The following is a 15,266-nucleotide window of genomic DNA, read 5'->3' as shown; positions in this document are numbered from 1 at the left end:
CGGGGCGCGGGACGTGCTGGGCGGGGTCATGCCTCCTGGCGGGCCGGGGCGCGCACCGCGGCGGCGCTCAGGGCCACCAGCAGGGCCAGGACCGCGGGGACGGCCAGGGCGACCGGCAGCGACACGGTGCGGGTGGCGGCACCGATGGCGGCCGGACCCGCGAGGAACCCGGCGTACCCCATGCTCACCGCCACGGACAGCGCCCGGGCCGGCCGCCCCGGGTTGCGCGCGGTCGCCGCCGAGAAGACCTGCGGCGCCACGCACGACAGGCCGGCGCCCAGGCAGGCGAAGCCCGCCACCCCGGCGTACCGGTCGCCGATCAGCAGGGCGGCGCCGAGGCCCAGGGCGGCGAGCAGCCCGCCCAGGCGCACCAGCCGCGCCGGCCCGAGCAGCGTCGTGAGCCGGTCGCCGACCAGGCGCCCGGCGGTCATCGCGACGGCGAAGGCGGCGTAGCCGGCCGCGGCGAAGCCCGGGGTGCCGCCGAGGTTGTCGCGCAGGTACACCGCGCTCCAGTCGGCCGCGGCCCCCTCGCCCACCAGGGCACAGAACGCGAGCCCGCCCAGGAGCAGCACGCCGTCGAGCCGGGCCGGGGACGCCTCGGCGTCGGCGGGAGCCTCCGCGGGCGGCTCGGCGGCCAGCCACGGCAGCGCCCGGGCGGCCAGCGCCGTGGTCAGGGCGCACACGACGAGGAACGTGCCGGGCACGCCGAGGCCCATCTGGGCGCACAGGCCGCCGAGGGCGGCCCCGGCGAAGCCGCCGATGCTGTACACGGCGTGGAACGAGGAGATGATCGGCCGGCCGTACGCGCGCTGGACCCCCAGCGCGTTGGCGTTCATGGCGACGTTGAGCACGCCGTGGTTGAGGCCGAAGAGCAGCATCGCGCCGGTGAGCAGGGGCAGCGACGGGGCGTAGGCGGCGGGCAGCAGCAGCGCGCCCTCGGCCAGCGCGGTCGGGGCGGCGACGCGGACGCTGCCGAAGCGGTCGACGAGCCGGCCCGCCAGCATCTGGCCCGCGATCGCCCCGGCGGCCAGGCCGAGCAGGGCGACGCTGAGGTGGAAGTCGTCGACGCCGAGGCGGTGCTTGACCGCCGGTACCCGCGCGGTCCACGCCCCGAGCGCGGCCCCGAACAGCAGGAACAGCAGGCAGCCGGCGAATCGTGCCTGGCGGAGGTCAACGGCCACACCGCACCGTACCGTTCACCGCCGTCAGCCCGCAGGCCCGGCGGCCAGGGGCGGCCCGTCGGCACGGAGGCCGTCGAGTCCGGGGGCACCAGGAGGCCGGCCCGGTGACGGCCAGCGCCGCGCTCGCCACGGCGCTGGCCAAGGTCGGCGGCTGACGAACGGCGTCAGATCCGGCCGAGCAGGCGCAGGCGCAGGGCGCGCAGGACCACGCCCGGCTTGGCCAGATCGGCCGGATGCCGCTCCATCGCGGTCACCCGGTTGAGCCGGCGGCACGTCTGCTCGTCCCGCATGGAGGCGCGCGTGATGAGCTCGCTGGCCCAGCGGATGAACTTGTAGCCGCGCGGCTGGCCCTCGGTGATGTGCGGCAGGCCGAGGTCGGCGAAGGTCGAGATCTGCCAGGCGGCGTCGACGATGACGCGGACCTTGTCGAAGTACGCCCGCGGCGGTTCCCCGGTCACGTCCGGGCCGGTCTGCAGCCACGCCGACAGGCACGAGGCGTGCAGCATGGCCGAGGTCATCCCCTGGCCGTACACCGGGTTGAACGACGCCACCGCGTCCCCGGCCGCGATCAGCCCGGCCGGCAGCCGGTCCACGGCGTGGTAGTCCCGGCGGCGGCTGTCGGCCTGGTGGTAGGTGATGACCCCGCCGATCATCCGGCCCTTCTCGGCGATGTCGCCGAACATGGACGGGAAGTGCTTGCGGCAGCGCTCGGCGTACTCGGCCGTGTCCCGCGACGGGCGGTCCTCGTCGTACCCGGCCACGAGCATGAGCCAGCGGTCGCCCTCCACCGACAGCACGCCGCCGATGCGGGGCACCCGGCCCTTGCCCGGCGTGGTCTGCGTGATGGCCACCCAGGCGTCGCTCACCGACTCGTCCCGCTCGAACAGCGCCGAGGCATAGTTGAGCTTGATCGGCATCCGCCGCATCGGCGCCCTGGGCCAGCCGGCTGCCTCCAGCCAGTCGCCGAGCCGGCTGGAGCGGCCCATCGCGTCGACCACGAAGTCGGCCTCCACCTCGACCGGCTCCTCGGAGCCGTCGGGCACGTAGGTGGCGCCGCGCACCCCGCCCTCGCGCAGCAGCAGGCCCTCGGCCCGGCCGAACACCATGCGCACGTTCTCCCGGGCCAGCACGTGCACGCGCACCTGGTGCTCGAGGAACGGCCGGGTGGTGATGAGGGACGGGCGGGTCGGCGGCGGGTCCGCCACCGTGCGCAGCTCGTCGTTGATGAACACCTTGCCGTCGTAGCGGCCGAAGTCGGGCGCGCCCGCGGCGACCGCGTCGGCGGTGAACCCGGGGAACCAGCGCTCCAGCTGGATCTGCCCGGCCGGCAGCAGCGCGTGCACCTGGGTGCCCTGCGGCACGCCCGGCCGCGGCCCGGCGCCCTCGGTCGGGTCGCGCTCGACGATCAGCACCTCCTCGGCGTGATCACTGAGCACCCGAGCCGCCATCAGGCCGGCCATGCTGCCGCCGAGCACGACCGCGCGGCGCATCAGGATCCGCGGCGGCCCGGGCGGCGCGGCGGTGCTGATCTCGGCGAAGATCTGAGGAGCAGTAGCAGACATACGATTCATGCTAGACGTGTAAATATTTACACGTTAGCCCGGAACGCGAAGCGTTTCCCGGTGACGCTGATCTTCGATATGCCGGGTCAGCCAGTCGGTGACGCGGGTCAGGACGGCCGGGGCGACCGGGCTGCGAAGCTCCTTGCGGTAGGCGCGCAGGGAGGCCGGCCCGGGCTGGACGCGCAGCAGGTGCGAGACGTCGGGAGCGCGCCAGGTTTCCGGCGGGCCGGGGACGAGGGCGGCGATGCGGTCGAGGTCGTCCGGGTTGACCTGCAGGTCCTTCGCGCCGGTGATGGCGAGGACCGGGACGGCGATCCGGGCCAGGTCCTCGGCCGGGTCGTGGGCCAGGAACTCGCGGGTCCAGCGGGCGTTGATCCGGGCGCCGCCGATGCGGGCCGTGTCGGTGGTGGTGCGGCGGACCTTGTCGTGGTTCCTGCGGACGCTGGCCACCAGGTCGATGCGCAGCAGGCGCAGCACGGCGCGGACGGGGGCCGGGATCGAGGCGGGGAGCCGCTCGGCCTGCCACAGCAGCGTGGCGTCGCCCCGTGTCGCGGTGCAGGCGAGCAGCACGACGCCGGCCGGAGCCACCGCGTCCGCAGACCGTGCGGCGGCGATGGCGGCGGCCAGGGTGGCGCCCTCGCTGTGGCCGATGACGTACACGGCGCGCGGGTTCACCTCGGGGCGGGCGGCCAGGGCGGAGAGGGCGGCGGTGGCGGCGGCCGCGTTGTCGTGCAGGCCCGGGCGCTTCCAGGCGTCGGGGGGCTCGGTGGTGCCGTCGCGCAGCAGGCGGGAGGCGCCCACGCCGCGCTTGTCGTAGCGCAGGGTGGCGAAGCCCGCCGCGGTCAGGGCGGCGGCCAGCTGGGCGCTGACGTCGATGCGCATCCGGGCGTGGTTGCTGTCGCGGTCGAGCGGGCCGGAGCCGGGCAGCAGCAGCGCGGCCGGGAACGGGCCGGGGCCGGCGGGCACGGTGAGGGTGCCGGCGAGGTCCCGGTCGGGGCCGGGGAAGCGCAGCTCGGTGGTCACGACTCGGCCCGCAGCGCGGCGGCCAGCTCGGCCGCGTGGGGGTCGGAGACGAGTACCGCGGTCCAGGGCTGGTCGCGCAGGGTGACGCGCACGGCGGGCTCGCCGGCGCGGACGGCGACGAACTCGTGACCGCCTCGGGTCCACATGGTGCCGATCAGGCGGCGGCCCGGGAAGTCGAAGCCGGGGGCGCGCAGGCCGTGCGCGGCGGCGTAGCCGTCGTCGAGCAGCTCGACGGCGGTGATGGCGGCGCGGGGGATGTGCAGGTCGCGGTGCAGGGCGAGCACATGCTCCGTCGGGGTGAGCTCGATGGTGAGCTGGTCCTGGGTCACGGTAGCGGTCGTCACGCTTTCTAAGCTACCGTTATTGGAAATGTTGTCAACATTGGAAATAGTCAGTGTGCGGGAGGCCACGTGGGGACGTCGGCGGATCTGTTGCTCCATCCGGTCCGGTTCCGGATCGTGCAGGCGCTGCTCGGCGGGCGGGAGCTGACGACCGCGCAGCTCGGGGAGGCGCTGCCGGACGTGGCCACCACGACGCTGTACCGCCACGTGGGGCTGCTGGTCGAGGCCGCAATCCTGCGGGTGGTGCAGGAGCGGCGGGTGCGCGGCAGCGTGGAGCGGACCTACCGGCTGGCGGTGGAGGCGGCCTCGGTCACGCCCGAGGAGGCCCGGACGATGAGCGTGGACGAGCACCGGCAGGCGTTCACGACGTTCGTCGCCACGGTGCTCGGGGACTTCGACCGGTACCTGGCCCGCGGTGACGTCGACCTGGGGGCGGACCAGGTCGGGTACCGGCAGCTGGCGCTGCACCTCAGCGACGAGGAGATGGCGGAGTTCCTGGGCGAGCTGCGGACGCTGCTGGGGCGCTGGGTGGAGGTACCACCCGGGCCCGACCGCACCCGCAGGCTCCTCACGAGCATCGTGATGCCCGCCGACTGAACCAGGAAACGGCTGGCTGAACGAAGCGATAGCGCCCGCCGTGATCCAGGTCACCATTTCGGAGCCAACCTTGCGTGGCGTCGTGCGTCTATCGCTGCGAAAGCCGTACCTCATCCACTGGAGTGCCGTGATGCGCCTGAAGGTTCGTTCCGTTGCTTACGTCGTGTGCGCGGCTACCGTCGCCGCGATCGGCGCCGCGTCCGCCGTCGCGTTCGCCGATGACGCTCCGGCGCCGTCGGCGGTGGTGCCGTCACCGCAGTCGTCGTCGGTGGTGCCGTCGCCGCGGTCGTCGTCGGTCGGGGCGTCACCGCTGCCGTCGGTCGTGCCGTCGCCGCGGTCGTCGTCGGTCGGGGCGTCACCGCTGCCGTCGGTCGTGCCGTCGCCGGGGTCGTCGTCGGGCGGGGCGTCGCCGGTGCCGCGGCGGTGACCACGGTTCGGCCCCGCTGTATCGTCGCGTGTCTGCCCCCTGACCTGCGAGAACCATGACGCTCACGTTCCGCCTGCCCTGGCCGCTGCTGCGCGTGCTGCGCTCGCTGGTGTCCGGCACGTCCACTTCCCGAGGCACCCCGCAGCGGGATGGTCCGCCGGCGATCAACGAGCTGTACCACGCGCGGCGGCTCAGCCTGGTACGGCTGGCCGTCCTCATGGTCGACGACCTGCCCACCGCCGAGGATGTCGTGCAGGACGTGTTCGCCGCGTTGTACCAGCGGCACGGGGCGGACCTGCGCACGATCACCGATCCGCACGCGTACCTCACGGCGGGGGTGATGAACGCGGCGCGGTCGGTGCTGCGCCGACGCCGCAGTGCCCGCGCCTACGTGCCGCCGCCGCTGTCACCCGCGCCGGCCGCGGAGGACGAGGCCCTGCTGTCGGAGGAAGACCAGGAGGTACTCGCGGCGCTGGCGCGGCTGACCGTCCGGCAGCGCCAGGTGGTGGTCCTGCGCTACTGGTCGGAACTGTCCGAGAGGGAGATCGCCGAGGTGCTGCACGTGTCGCGCGGTACCGTGAAGTCGACGGCCAGCCGGGCTCTGACAATCCTGCGTGACGCGCTGTCGGAGTCGCGACGATGAGCCTCGACATTGAGGGGCGCCTGCGCTCGGCACTCGCCGCGCAGGGGGCCCGAGTCACCCCGGAGCGACTGCGGCCGGCGGTCCCCCCGACCGCGCTGCCGGTGCACCGTTCAGCGTCCGTGTTCGTGCGACGGGCCGGCTGGATCGCCGCGATGCTGCTGCTTGCGGTGGTCACGATCGTCGTGCTGCATCCAATCGGCTCGCAACCGCAGCAGCCGCCGGCCATCGTGACGCCATCGCCGTCAGCCTCGTACGACGCGCCGTCGCCGTCGTCATCGCTGTCGCCTTCACCGAGTCCCGCTGCGCGCTCACGGGATGGCCTCACACCGTCCCCCAGTCACGTGGACGCGTCACCGAACGTCGGCTCGTCAGCGCCTCCAGCGTCGTAACGGGGACGCCGACCGGCAAGCCGGGATCAGCCGCTGGAGCCGGGCCCGGGTCGCCCGGCCGAGCCGGCGGGCACCGGCACCGCCTGGGCGTCGCAGGCGGTGTCCGGGCGGGGCGGCGCGCTGACGGCCAGCCCGGACGCGGTCCCGGCCAGGGCGAGGGCGGCGGCGACGAGCATGGCGGTGTGGAAGCCGGTGCTGAACGTGCCGCCGGCGCCGGCGAACACCGCGCCGAGGAGCGCCACGCCGAACGCCCCGCCGAGCTGGCGCAGGGTGCTGAAGATGCCGCCGGCCTTGGCCATCTCGGCTGGCGCCACCCGGCTCACCACGGCCCGGGTGGCGACCGAGATGCTGATGATCCCGGTCCCGGCCAGGGTCAGCGGCACGACCAGCGCCAGGTAGGGGCCGCCGGCCCGGGCGGCCAGGCCCGTCCAGGCGAACCCGGCGGCCAGCAGCAGGGTGCCCGCCACGATCAGGGCGCGTTCCCCGAAGCGGTCGGCGAGGGCGCCCGCGCGCGGGGCGACGAGCGCGGGGGCGACGCCGAGGGGCAGCAGCCACAGGCCGGCGACGAAGGCGCCGTGACCGTACAACACCTGGAAGCACTGCGCCGTGAAGAACACGGCGCCGGTCAGGCCCGCGTTGGCGAAGAACACCACGAGGTTGCCCCCGGTGAACGGGCGGGAGCGGAACAGCCGCAGCGGCACCATCGGCGCCGCGGTCCGGGCCTCCCGCAGCACGAACCCGGCGCCGGCGAGCAGCCCGGCGGCGAGGGGGGCCAGCGTCGCCGGGGCCGTCCAGCCCTCGGCGTTGCCGCGGACGAGCGCCCACACGACGCCGAGCGCGGCGACCGCGGACAGCAGCAGCGCCGGCAGGTCGAGCGGCGCGCGGGCGCCCCGGCTCTCCGGGGTGCGGGCCAGCAGCGGCGGGACGGCCAGCAGCCCGATCGGCACGTTGATCCAGAAGATCCACTGCCAGGCCAGGCCCTCGGTCGCCGCGCCGCCGGCGACCGGGCCGACCGTCGCGGCCAGGCCGGTGACGGCGCCGTACACGCCGAGCGCCCAACCGCGCCGCTGGGGCGGGAAGGCGGCGTTGAGCAGGGCCAGGGCGAGCGGCATGACGAGCGCCGCGCCCGCGCCCTGCACCATGCGGGCGGCGATGAGCCAGCCGACCGACGGGGCGAGGGCGCAGCCGGCCGAGGCGAGGCTGAACAGCGCCAGCCCCGCCGCGAACACGGCCCGGCGGCCGAGCCGGTCGCCGAGCGCGGCGCCGGTGAGGATGAGGCAGGCGAAGCTCAGCGTGTAGGCGTTGACGGTCCACTCGAGGTCCGCGAGGGAGGCGCCGAGGTCGCGCTGGATGGTGCTCAGCGCGGTCGCCACCACGAGCATGTCCAGGATCACCATGAACGACGCCACGGAGGCGAGCCCGAGCACCCACCGCTGGGTGCTCGTCGTGGTTGGGGTTGTGGTCATGCCCTGGTTCGACACGGGCGCGACCGGAAAGTGGTCGCCGCGGTGTCACCATGGTCGTGATGACTTCGCTGTCCCGGGCCCGGGCGGGCGACGACGCCGCGTTCGGCGAGCTCGTCGAGCCGTTCCGGCGCGAGTTGTACGTCCACTGCTACCGCATGCTGGGCTCGGTCCAGGACGCCGAGGACGTCCTGCAGGAGACCCTGACGGCCGCCTGGCGGGGCCTCGGCGGCTTCGGCGAGCGGGCGTCGCTGCGCACCTGGCTGTACAAGATCGCGACCAACCGCTGCCTGAACTGGCTGCGCGACGGCGGCCGCCGCCCGCGCACGGCGTCGGTGTTCCCGCCCGGCGTGGTCCCGCCGGAGCCGACCCGCACCACCGAGCCGATCTGGCTCCAGCCGATCCCCGACACGCTGCTGGCCGGCCTGCCCGACGAGCACCCCGGCCCGGAGGCCCGCTACGAGCGGCGCGAGGCGGTGTCGCTGGCCTTCGTCACCGCCGTGCAGACCCTGCCGGCGCGGCAGCGGGCCGTGCTGCTGCTGCGCGACGTGCTCGGCTACCGGGCGGCCGAGGCGGCGCAGCTGCTGGACACCACCGAGGACGCGGCCAACGCGCTGCTCAAGCGGGCCCGCGCGACCCGGTTCGACCTCGCGCCGGCGCAGCCGCCAACCCCGCGCCAGCGCCAGGCCGCCACCACGTTCGCCGCCGCCATCGAGGCCGGTGACGTGGACGCGATGGTCGCGCTGCTCACCGACGACGCGTGGCTGACGATGCCGCCGGCGCCGCTGGAGTACCAGGGCCACGCCGCCATCGCCGGCTTCATGCGCCGCGTCGGGCTGCGCGAGGGCCGCCGCCGCTACCGCCTGATCCCGACGTCGGCCAACCTGCAGCCGGCCTACGGCTGCTACGTCAGCGACGACGGCGACCCGGTCGGCCACGCGCACGGCGTGCTCGTGCTGACGATGGCCGGCGAGCGGGTCAGCGCGTTCACCCGGTTCATCGACAACGCGCTGCTGCCGTACTTCGGCCTGCCCCGCCGCCTGTAGCCGCTCCGCGGGACCGCGCGGTGGGAGCATGGTGGGCATGACGGCGTGGCGGGACGTGGAAGCGGCGGTGCCGGAGTTCGCGGCGCGGGTGCGGGCGCTGCTCGACGCGCACCGGCACAAGACGATCGCGACGCTGCGGGCCGGCGGCGGCCCGCGGATCTCCGGCATCGAGGCGGTGTTCGAGGGCGGCGAGCTGGTGTTCGGCTCGATGAGCGGCGCGCGCAAGGGGGCGGACCTGCGGCGGGACCCCCGGTTCGCGCTGCACGGCGCGACCGTCGACCCGGTGCAGGGGGCGGAGGCGCAGTGGCCCGGGGAGGTGAAGGTCGCCGGGCGCGCGTTCGCCGTCGAGGGGGCGGACGGCGACCGGTTCCGCGCCGACATCGCCGAGGTGGTGCACACGCACCTCAACCCGGAGGCCACGCTGCTCGTGGTCGAGTGGTGGACGCCGGTCGGCGGGCTGCGGCGGGCCGAGCGGGAGTGAGCGGGGCGGGAGGGTCCGCCGATTCCCGACATATCGGATTTATACCCTGTCGGGGTAACAGGGGATATACCAGCTTGAAACGGGCGGGCGGCGGCCGGACGCCTGGCCGCCGCCCGCCCCATTTCGGGGGTGGTGTCGCTCCCGGACCCGTCGACGTCAGGCCCGGGCACTGCGCCCCATCCGCGCCCGGCCTTCGGCGGCGACCGGGCGCGGACGCCTGCGAACCGTCAGCCGTTGTAGACCTGGAACTCCGAGACCTGCCCCGCCGGCCAGCCGGTGTTGGCGGTGAAGGTCAGCCGGAGGTACCGCGTGGTCACCGCCGACGGGAAGGTGATCGTGACGGAGTTGCCGGTGGCCGGGTTGAACGTGTAGCCGGCCGAGCCCACGATCGTGGAGAACGAGCCGCCGTCCGTGCTGCCGCTCACCGACAGCGTCTGCGTGCGGGTGGCCCAGGACGACTGCGGCGGCAGGGTCAGCACGATCCGCTTGGTGGCCACCGCCGAGCCAAGGTCGACCTGCAGCCACTGCGGCCAGGCGTTGTTGACGCTCTCCCAGTACGTGCCGGTGTTGCCGTCGACCGCGTTGCCGCTGCCGTACGTCTGGGTGTGGCTGCTCTCCGCGGTCGGGCGCCCGGCGGCGAGGTTGGTCGTGTTGTTCGGCGGCGCCGCGGTAGTGGCGTTGACGGCGTTGGAGGCGCCGGAGGCGTTGCCGGCCGCGTCGTAGGCGGCGACCGTGAACGTGTAGGCGGTCGAGGCCGTCAGGCCGGTGGCGGTGAAGGCCAGCGTCGTGGTGGTACCGATGACGGTGCTCGTGGCTCCTGAGACACGGGACACGCGGTAGCCCGCGACGCCGACGTTGTCGGTGGAGGCGTTCCAGGCGAGCGCCACCGTGGTGTCCGTGGTGCCGGTGACGCGCAGATTGCCGGGGACCGAGGGGGGCGTCTGGTCGGGCCCGGTCGGGAACGGGACCGTGAACCGGGTCTCGGTGAGGGCGACCTGGCCCTTGATCATCCGGCCGCCGTCGTTGGTGAGGCGCAGGTAGTAGTCGGACGAGCAGGGGGTGCCGTCCTCGTCCAGGGCCCGCATGCCGGAGTTGGCGGGCTGCCAGGCGGCGCTCTCGGCGGTCTTGGCGATCTGGTTGCCCTCGTTGAACTCGTCGAACATCGAGATGTAGACGCTCGGCACGCCGGCCCGGGTGTGGTTGTAGAACTGCCGCCACATGAGCTCGCCGTGGCGGCGGTGGCCGGCGGCGAGGTCGCCCGGGATGACGCAGGGCTGGTAGTCGATGCCGCGCGCGTTCAGGTCGGCGAGGTCGGGCAGGACGCGGTTGGTGTAGAACCAATCGGCGCCGGCGTTGTCGCTGATCCGGCCGACCATCCAGGGCGAGACCATGTTGAAGGCGTGGTACACGTCGATGTACCCGGCCCGCGAGTCGTCGGTGCCGAGGCGCCAGTGGGTGGGCACGCCGCCGATGACATAGCAGCCCTGGGCCTTGAACCAGTTGATGACGTCGAGGCAGGCGGCCGGGGCGAACGGGCGGCCGTCGTCGTTGAAGCCGAAGCCCCAGATGCACACGACGGGCTTGCCGTTCTGGCGGGCGTAGGCGGGCGAGGCGGTGAGGGCGGACATCTTGTTCGTCCAGTCCGTCTTGATCTCGCCCTGCATGTTCAGCCACCAGGTGACGTCGTACATGATGTAGAACTTCCGGCCGTACGTCTCGGCCGCCTGGCGCACCTTCTGGGCCATCGCGTCGCGGGTCGCGCCCTCGCCGCCGTTGGGGTTGAAGCGCTGCAGGGCCGCGGTGTCGCAGCCGTTCTGCTGCATCCAGCGGAAGTGGGTGTCGACCGTCTGCTGGTCGTAGGAGGAGAACAGGTTCGCCGGCTGGCCGTTGCCGAGGTTGGCGAAGTTGGTGCGGTACCCCTTCGTGAAGTCCCGCATGTCCGGCCAGCAGGTGATGGAGCAGGCGCCCGGGGCCGGGGCCTGCGACCAGTTCGGGCTGTAGTGCCACCAGCCGTTGATCGGGGCGCCGTCGCCGATGGCGGCGAACCAGCCCTGGTAGCCGACGGTGACCTTGCCGACCACGTCGCCGACCGGGCTGGCGGCGAACGCGGCGCTCTCGGTGGCCAGCGGCAGCCCGGCCGCGGCGGCGCCCGCGAGCGACGTGGCGATGACGGAGCGGCGGGAAACTCCCATGTGGACTCCTCGGGGTGTCGCCCCGGGGCGACGCCGGCACGCGCGCCCGGGCGACGGCGTCCGGGTGGGGTGGCGCGGTGCGGAGTCGGGTCTCGGGGCATGGCGGGGGCAGCGGGCCATGGCGGGGCCCGCGACACCGGCACTGAGCAGCCCACGCGTCGGGACGCGCGGTTGGCGGTGCTGACCGAATGTCGGCTTCTGGCGTGGAATCCTGCCAGCCTCCGCGCTGTCAGCGCAATACTTCGATATGATCGCCGCAACTTTCCGACGAAGTTGCGTCGCATTGGATGTCTGTCCATGTGCGACACCACCTGCCGCCGACCCGATCAGACGCCGGAGAACCGCTCGGGGCGCACGAGCACCGCGACGCGCTGCTGCTCCGCCATGACCCGGTCGTACTCGGCCAGGTCCGGATGCTCGCCGCCGGCCGCGGTGTAGATCTCGCGCAACAGCAGGCGCAGCGCCTCCGGCTCGGCGTCGCCCGGCCCGATCAGCTCGGCCACCCCGGACACCGCGACCCACTCCCAGCCGGCCCGGAAGACCAGCGTGGCCCGCGGCCGGCGGCGAAGGTTGGCCAGCCGCGCGGCGCCGCCCATGGAGACGAGCCCCAGCACCGGCGTGCCGTCGGCCGGATGGGGCAGAATCCCGGCGTTGACCACGGACGTGGACGGCTCACCGTCGGCCCGCACGGTGACGACGACGGCGAGCCAGCGCTCCCGGGCGGCCAGGTCGGCGACCAGGCGCAGCCCCTCTTCTGTGGAAACCATGGTCCGAGCTTATGGGCGGAATTGCCCGCGCGGCTGGCGGGCGGTGGGGCGGGATCCGTATCACCCCTGGGTCACCGGGGGCTCGACACCGCTCGGGACGGGCGGTTGCTCGCGATCGGCGACGGCGACGGCGTCGTCCGGCCGGCCGCGACGAGCACGGCCCGTGGCTGGCGACGCGTGATCATCTTTGATAAGTCGGGCGTTGGCGCGCCGCGACTGACCGGAAAATGACCTGGACCACGGCGGGCGGTGGGCGTGTGGCATCGGCCCGGGTTGGTGGTGTGTGGCTTGGGGGGTGTCAGGTGGTGGTTTGCAGGGTGACGGTGTGGCCGAGGGCTTCGAGTTGCCGTACCAGGTTGCGGATTTTGTGGCCGGTGTCGACGCGGGTGGTGTGGTAGTCGGGGCCGAGGTCGCGGAACCGGGTGGTGGGGTCGGCCAGGAGGTGCCAGACGATGACGAGGATGGAGCGGGCGACGGCGACGAGGGCTTTGAGTTTGCCGCGGCGTTTGACGATGCGTCGGTGGCGTTCGCCGAGGAAGGTGCTGTTTTTGGCGGCTGCGGCGGCTTCGCCGAGGGACCGTCGTGGTCGTCGGGGCTGGTCGTGGGTGGTGCCGCGGCAGGGATCGCGGCGATTAGCTTGCCGCGGGCCAGGCCGGTCGGGACCCGCGGGTCGCGTTCGCCGCGGATCAGCGCCTCGATCATGTCCCGGGCCGAGCGGGTGTCGACTTTGCTGGCCACTGACGACACCTTGATCAGCGAGTCTTCGAGGAGTTTCTCCAGCCGCTGCCAGTGCCGGGTCAGGTCGGTCCGTATTCGGGTGTAGTCGCGCAGTATCCGGATCTCCGCCGGCGGCACGAACGCCATTGTGCGTTGCCGTTCGGGGCTGCAATCTCGGCTGGACTCTGGGAGAATCAGATGTATGGGGCAGGTCCAATTGTTCACCAGGACCGAATTGGCTGCCATGCGCGATAGAACCAGGTCGCCCCGGTATTCCCAGGCGATGGAGCAGTTTCGTCAGGACCATGCGAGGCATCGATCCTGGGGGTTGGCCAGGCGGCACGCCGAGCGGCTGCGCCGCGTGCGCGGTGACACCCCGCCACCGGTCGGCGAACAGCGGGACGGCTCGATGCGCGAACCGGCACCGCCCACGCCGCCATCGCCCGCGCCACCCCCGCCGCCATCGCCCGCGCCACCTGCGCAGCCGCTAGTCACGCCGCCTTCGCCGCCATCGCCCGTGCCGCCCGCGCAGCCGCTAGTCACGCCGCCTTCGCCGCCATCGTCGCCGCTGGCCTCGCAGCCCCGCAGCCCCCGCCGCCGGCCTCGCCGCTCTCGCCGCCTGAGCGGGTTGGACGTCGCGCGAGTGGCAGCATGGCGCATGACGGTGGTCCCGCGCCGCACGAGACGAACGGCGTCCTGCGGCCTGGCCCTGTCTCGAAGCGTCGTGGCGTATCCGCGCCATTGCCGCGCAGGCCTGTCGGTGCGGCAACACGCGCAACGGTGGCCGGCAATATGCGGCACCCGACGCATTACCGTCGTCGTCCGACAATGCGACGCACGCCAGGATGCCATTTCCGCCAAGGCCCCCGAAGCCCGGCATTGGAAAATGGTTATCCCAACGGGCCGCCGGCGCTAATTTGCCGGATGCTTCGACAATAAGGGCCGCGCAAACGAGGGCCGCAGCAGCCCCTTCTCGGTCAATTTTGGCCAGCCACACCGCGTCGAGCTTGTCGGTCTTCGCCCCGGCCCGGCACATTCTTGACGCCCGGGCGTTGACCAACTGCCGGCCTGCCGGACTCGGCGGCGCGCCGCCCGCAATGCTGAGCGCCGGGGGGTGTCGTGGCACGCCAGCGCCACGACACGTCAGGCACGGGCAGCCTGCCGGACTCGGCGGCAGGCCACCCGCAATGCCGGGCGCCGACGAGCGTCATGGCACGCCAGCGCCACGACAAGTCGGGCCCCGGCGGGTCAGGCCGCCTTCAGGTAGCGGCCGTTGTGGTACAGCAAGGGGGCGCCGTCCGAGTGCTCCCCGTGCACCGGCTCCCCCAGCACGATCGCGTGGTCGCCGGCGTGCACCCGCTCGGCCACCCGGCACACCAGGACGGCCAGGGCACCCCCGAGCACCGGCACCCCGTAGGGACCCGGCTGCCAGCGCAGCGGGGCGGCGAAGCGGTCGATGCCGCTCGTGGCGAAGCGGCGGGCCAGCTCCTCCTGCTGCTCGGTCAGCACGTGGACGCCGACGTGGGTGGCGGACCGCAGGGCCGGCCAGCTCGACGAGCGGCGGTCCAGGCAGAACGACACCAGCGGCGGGTCCAGCGACACCGAGGTGAACGACGTGGCCGTGAAGCCCACGGGGCGGGCGCCCGGGGCGGTGATCACGACGACGCCGGCCGCGTGGCGGCGCAGGAGGGCGCGGAACAGGTCGGGCTCGATCGGGGTACGGGTAGGCATGGGCGTCGACCCCCTTGGATCACGAAACGGTCAGAATGGGGCGCAGGGCGTCCGGATCGCTACGCAGGCGCTCCAGCCACTGCACGACGTGCGCGGCGACGGAGCGGTGGGTGATGTCGTTGAACGCGTCGTGGCGGCCGTCGCGCACGATGGCGAGCTCGGCCCGCGGGAGGCGCGCGGCCAGGGCGCGGGCGCCGGACGGCGGGGCGATCGGGTCGGCCTCGCCGTGGACGAGCAGGACCGGGGCCGTGATCGTGGCCGGGTCGACCGACGCGGCCAGTTCCTGCGGCACCGCCGCCGTGAGGGTGCCGCGCTCGAAGCCGCCGTCGGCCTCCAGGCGGGCGCGGTGGGTGGGGCAGGCGCTGCGGGCCTCCAGCTCGGCGTCCCAGCTCAGCAGGCTCGGGGACGGCGGCGGGTCCCACGGGACGCCGGCCACGATCACGCCGGCGGCGCCCAGCGGGGTGGCCAGGGCCAGGGCGTGCAGGGCTCCGGTGTCGGAGCCGGCCAGCACGAGCGGGGCCGCCGCGGTGGCCGCGGCGGCCGCGGCCGTCTCCGGGGTGGCCGAGCGGACCGCGTAGCCGTCCGCGGCGAGGCGGCGGCCGAAGCGGTCGTACACCCCGGCGTGCTCGCCCCGCCCGGGCAGCAGCAGGACGGTGCCACGCACGGCGATGGCGGCCGGCGGGTCCCAGCGGGCGCCGGCCACCAC

15 protein-coding genes are annotated in these 15,266 nt (G+C 73.9%); 6 read left to right on the top strand and 9 right to left on the bottom strand.

Translation table 11 applies throughout. From position 1 onward, the window contains the following. Positions 1-26: 26 nt before the first annotated feature. From AB0M46_RS16285 to AB0M46_RS16270, 4 genes are all read right to left on the bottom strand, one after another. Positions 27-1,181 (bottom strand): MFS transporter, encoded by a 1,155-nt coding sequence (locus tag AB0M46_RS16285; RefSeq protein ID WP_363336613.1) that lies wholly within the window; start codon positions 1,179-1,181, stop codon positions 27-29. A 164-nt stretch (positions 1,182-1,345) separates the two neighbouring features. Continuing rightward, complete coding sequence (locus AB0M46_RS16280; RefSeq protein WP_363336611.1) at positions 1,346-2,743, bottom strand: FAD-dependent monooxygenase; 1,398 nt, start codon at positions 2,741-2,743, stop codon at positions 1,346-1,348. A 33-nt stretch (positions 2,744-2,776) separates the two neighbouring features. Further along, the gene (locus AB0M46_RS16275) at positions 2,777-3,766 is read right to left on the bottom strand and encodes an alpha/beta hydrolase (RefSeq protein WP_363336609.1); all 990 of its coding nucleotides are present in this window, start codon (positions 3,764-3,766) and stop codon (positions 2,777-2,779) included. Further along, positions 3,763-4,110: a hypothetical protein gene (locus tag AB0M46_RS16270; RefSeq protein ID WP_363336607.1), complete on the bottom strand. Its 348-nt coding sequence runs from the start codon at positions 4,108-4,110 to the stop codon at positions 3,763-3,765. Before AB0M46_RS16270 ends, AB0M46_RS16275 begins: the two co-directional genes overlap by 4 nt. 66 nt (positions 4,111-4,176) lie before the next feature. On the opposite strand from AB0M46_RS16270, the gene AB0M46_RS16265 reads away from it, so the two are divergent. From AB0M46_RS16265 to AB0M46_RS16255, 3 genes are read left to right on the top strand one after another with little or no spacing between them, the layout of a single operon-like run. Next, positions 4,177-4,704 (top strand): helix-turn-helix domain-containing protein, encoded by a 528-nt coding sequence (locus AB0M46_RS16265; RefSeq protein WP_363336605.1) that lies wholly within the window; start codon positions 4,177-4,179, stop codon positions 4,702-4,704. A gap of 40 nt (positions 4,705-4,744) precedes the next feature. Continuing rightward, entirely contained in the window at positions 4,745-5,131 is a 387-nt protein-coding gene (locus AB0M46_RS16260) for a hypothetical protein (protein ID WP_363336603.1), read from the top strand. A 55-nt stretch (positions 5,132-5,186) separates the two neighbouring features. Continuing rightward, entirely contained in the window at positions 5,187-5,774 is a 588-nt protein-coding gene (locus tag AB0M46_RS16255) for a sigma-70 family RNA polymerase sigma factor (protein ID WP_363336601.1), read from the top strand. A 415-nt stretch (positions 5,775-6,189) separates the two neighbouring features. Here the strand turns inward: AB0M46_RS16255 and AB0M46_RS16250 are convergent, their stop codons facing one another. After that, positions 6,190-7,629: a DHA2 family efflux MFS transporter permease subunit gene (locus AB0M46_RS16250; protein WP_363336599.1), complete on the bottom strand. Its 1,440-nt coding sequence runs from the start codon at positions 7,627-7,629 to the stop codon at positions 6,190-6,192. Positions 7,630-7,688: 59 nt separating this feature from the next. Here AB0M46_RS16250 and AB0M46_RS16245 point away from each other — a divergent pair, with 59 nt between their 5' ends. Together AB0M46_RS16245 and AB0M46_RS16240 are read left to right on the top strand one after the other, a co-directional pair. Further along, positions 7,689-8,672, top strand: a complete 984-nt coding sequence (locus AB0M46_RS16245; RefSeq protein ID WP_363336597.1) for a sigma-70 family RNA polymerase sigma factor — start codon at positions 7,689-7,691, stop codon at positions 8,670-8,672. A gap of 37 nt (positions 8,673-8,709) precedes the next feature. After that, positions 8,710-9,153: a pyridoxamine 5'-phosphate oxidase family protein gene (locus AB0M46_RS16240; RefSeq protein WP_363336595.1), complete on the top strand. Its 444-nt coding sequence runs from the start codon at positions 8,710-8,712 to the stop codon at positions 9,151-9,153. Between the two features lie 227 nt (positions 9,154-9,380). Here AB0M46_RS16240 and AB0M46_RS16235 read toward each other — a convergent pair whose 3' ends face one another. Both AB0M46_RS16235 and AB0M46_RS16230 read right to left on the bottom strand, forming a co-directional pair. Beyond that, a complete protein-coding gene (locus tag AB0M46_RS16235) occupies positions 9,381-11,345 on the bottom strand; it encodes a discoidin domain-containing protein (protein WP_363336593.1) in 1,965 nt (654 codons plus the stop codon). A 326-nt stretch (positions 11,346-11,671) separates the two neighbouring features. Beyond that, on the bottom strand, positions 11,672-12,112 hold the full coding sequence (locus tag AB0M46_RS16230; RefSeq protein WP_363336591.1) for a TIGR03618 family F420-dependent PPOX class oxidoreductase: 441 nt from the start codon (positions 12,110-12,112) through the stop codon (positions 11,672-11,674). A gap of 325 nt (positions 12,113-12,437) precedes the next feature. Between AB0M46_RS16230 and AB0M46_RS16225 the strand changes: the two genes are divergently transcribed. Further along, positions 12,438-12,935 (top strand): hypothetical protein, encoded by a 498-nt coding sequence (locus tag AB0M46_RS16225; protein WP_363336589.1) that lies wholly within the window; start codon positions 12,438-12,440, stop codon positions 12,933-12,935. Positions 12,936-14,077: 1,142 nt separating this feature from the next. Here AB0M46_RS16225 and AB0M46_RS16220 read toward each other — a convergent pair. Further along, positions 14,078-14,560, bottom strand: a complete 483-nt coding sequence (locus tag AB0M46_RS16220) for a flavin reductase family protein (protein ID WP_363336587.1) — start codon at positions 14,558-14,560, stop codon at positions 14,078-14,080. Positions 14,561-14,579: 19 nt separating this feature from the next. Then, positions 14,580-15,266, bottom strand: a 687-nt coding sequence (locus AB0M46_RS16215; protein ID WP_363336585.1) for an alpha/beta hydrolase, incomplete at its 5' end; no start/stop codon positions are given.

The organism is Dactylosporangium sp. NPDC051485 (assembly GCF_040682015.1).
Lineage (GTDB): Bacteria > Actinomycetota > Actinomycetes > Mycobacteriales > Micromonosporaceae > Dactylosporangium.
The sequence above is the reverse complement of the archived record's forward strand: the minus strand, read 5'-3'. Positions and strand labels throughout refer to the sequence as shown.

Coding starts and splice junctions, on each gene's coding strand:
- AB0M46_RS16280 (WP_363336611.1), bottom strand. CDS start 2,743: ATGTCTGCTACTGCTCCTCAGATCTTCGCCGAGATCAGCACCGCCGCG.
- AB0M46_RS16255 (WP_363336601.1), top strand. CDS start 5,187: ATGACGCTCACGTTCCGCCTGCCCTGGCCGCTGCTGCGCGTGCTGCGC.
- AB0M46_RS16250 (WP_363336599.1), bottom strand. CDS start 7,629: ATGACCACAACCCCAACCACGACGAGCACCCAGCGGTGGGTGCTCGGG.
- AB0M46_RS16245 (WP_363336597.1), top strand. CDS start 7,689: ATGACTTCGCTGTCCCGGGCCCGGGCGGGCGACGACGCCGCGTTCGGC.
- AB0M46_RS16240 (WP_363336595.1), top strand. CDS start 8,710: ATGACGGCGTGGCGGGACGTGGAAGCGGCGGTGCCGGAGTTCGCGGCG.
- AB0M46_RS16235 (WP_363336593.1), bottom strand. CDS start 11,345: ATGGGAGTTTCCCGCCGCTCCGTCATCGCCACGTCGCTCGCGGGCGCC.
- AB0M46_RS16230 (WP_363336591.1), bottom strand. CDS start 12,112: ATGGTTTCCACAGAAGAGGGGCTGCGCCTGGTCGCCGACCTGGCCGCC.
- AB0M46_RS16220 (WP_363336587.1), bottom strand. CDS start 14,560: ATGCCTACCCGTACCCCGATCGAGCCCGACCTGTTCCGCGCCCTCCTG.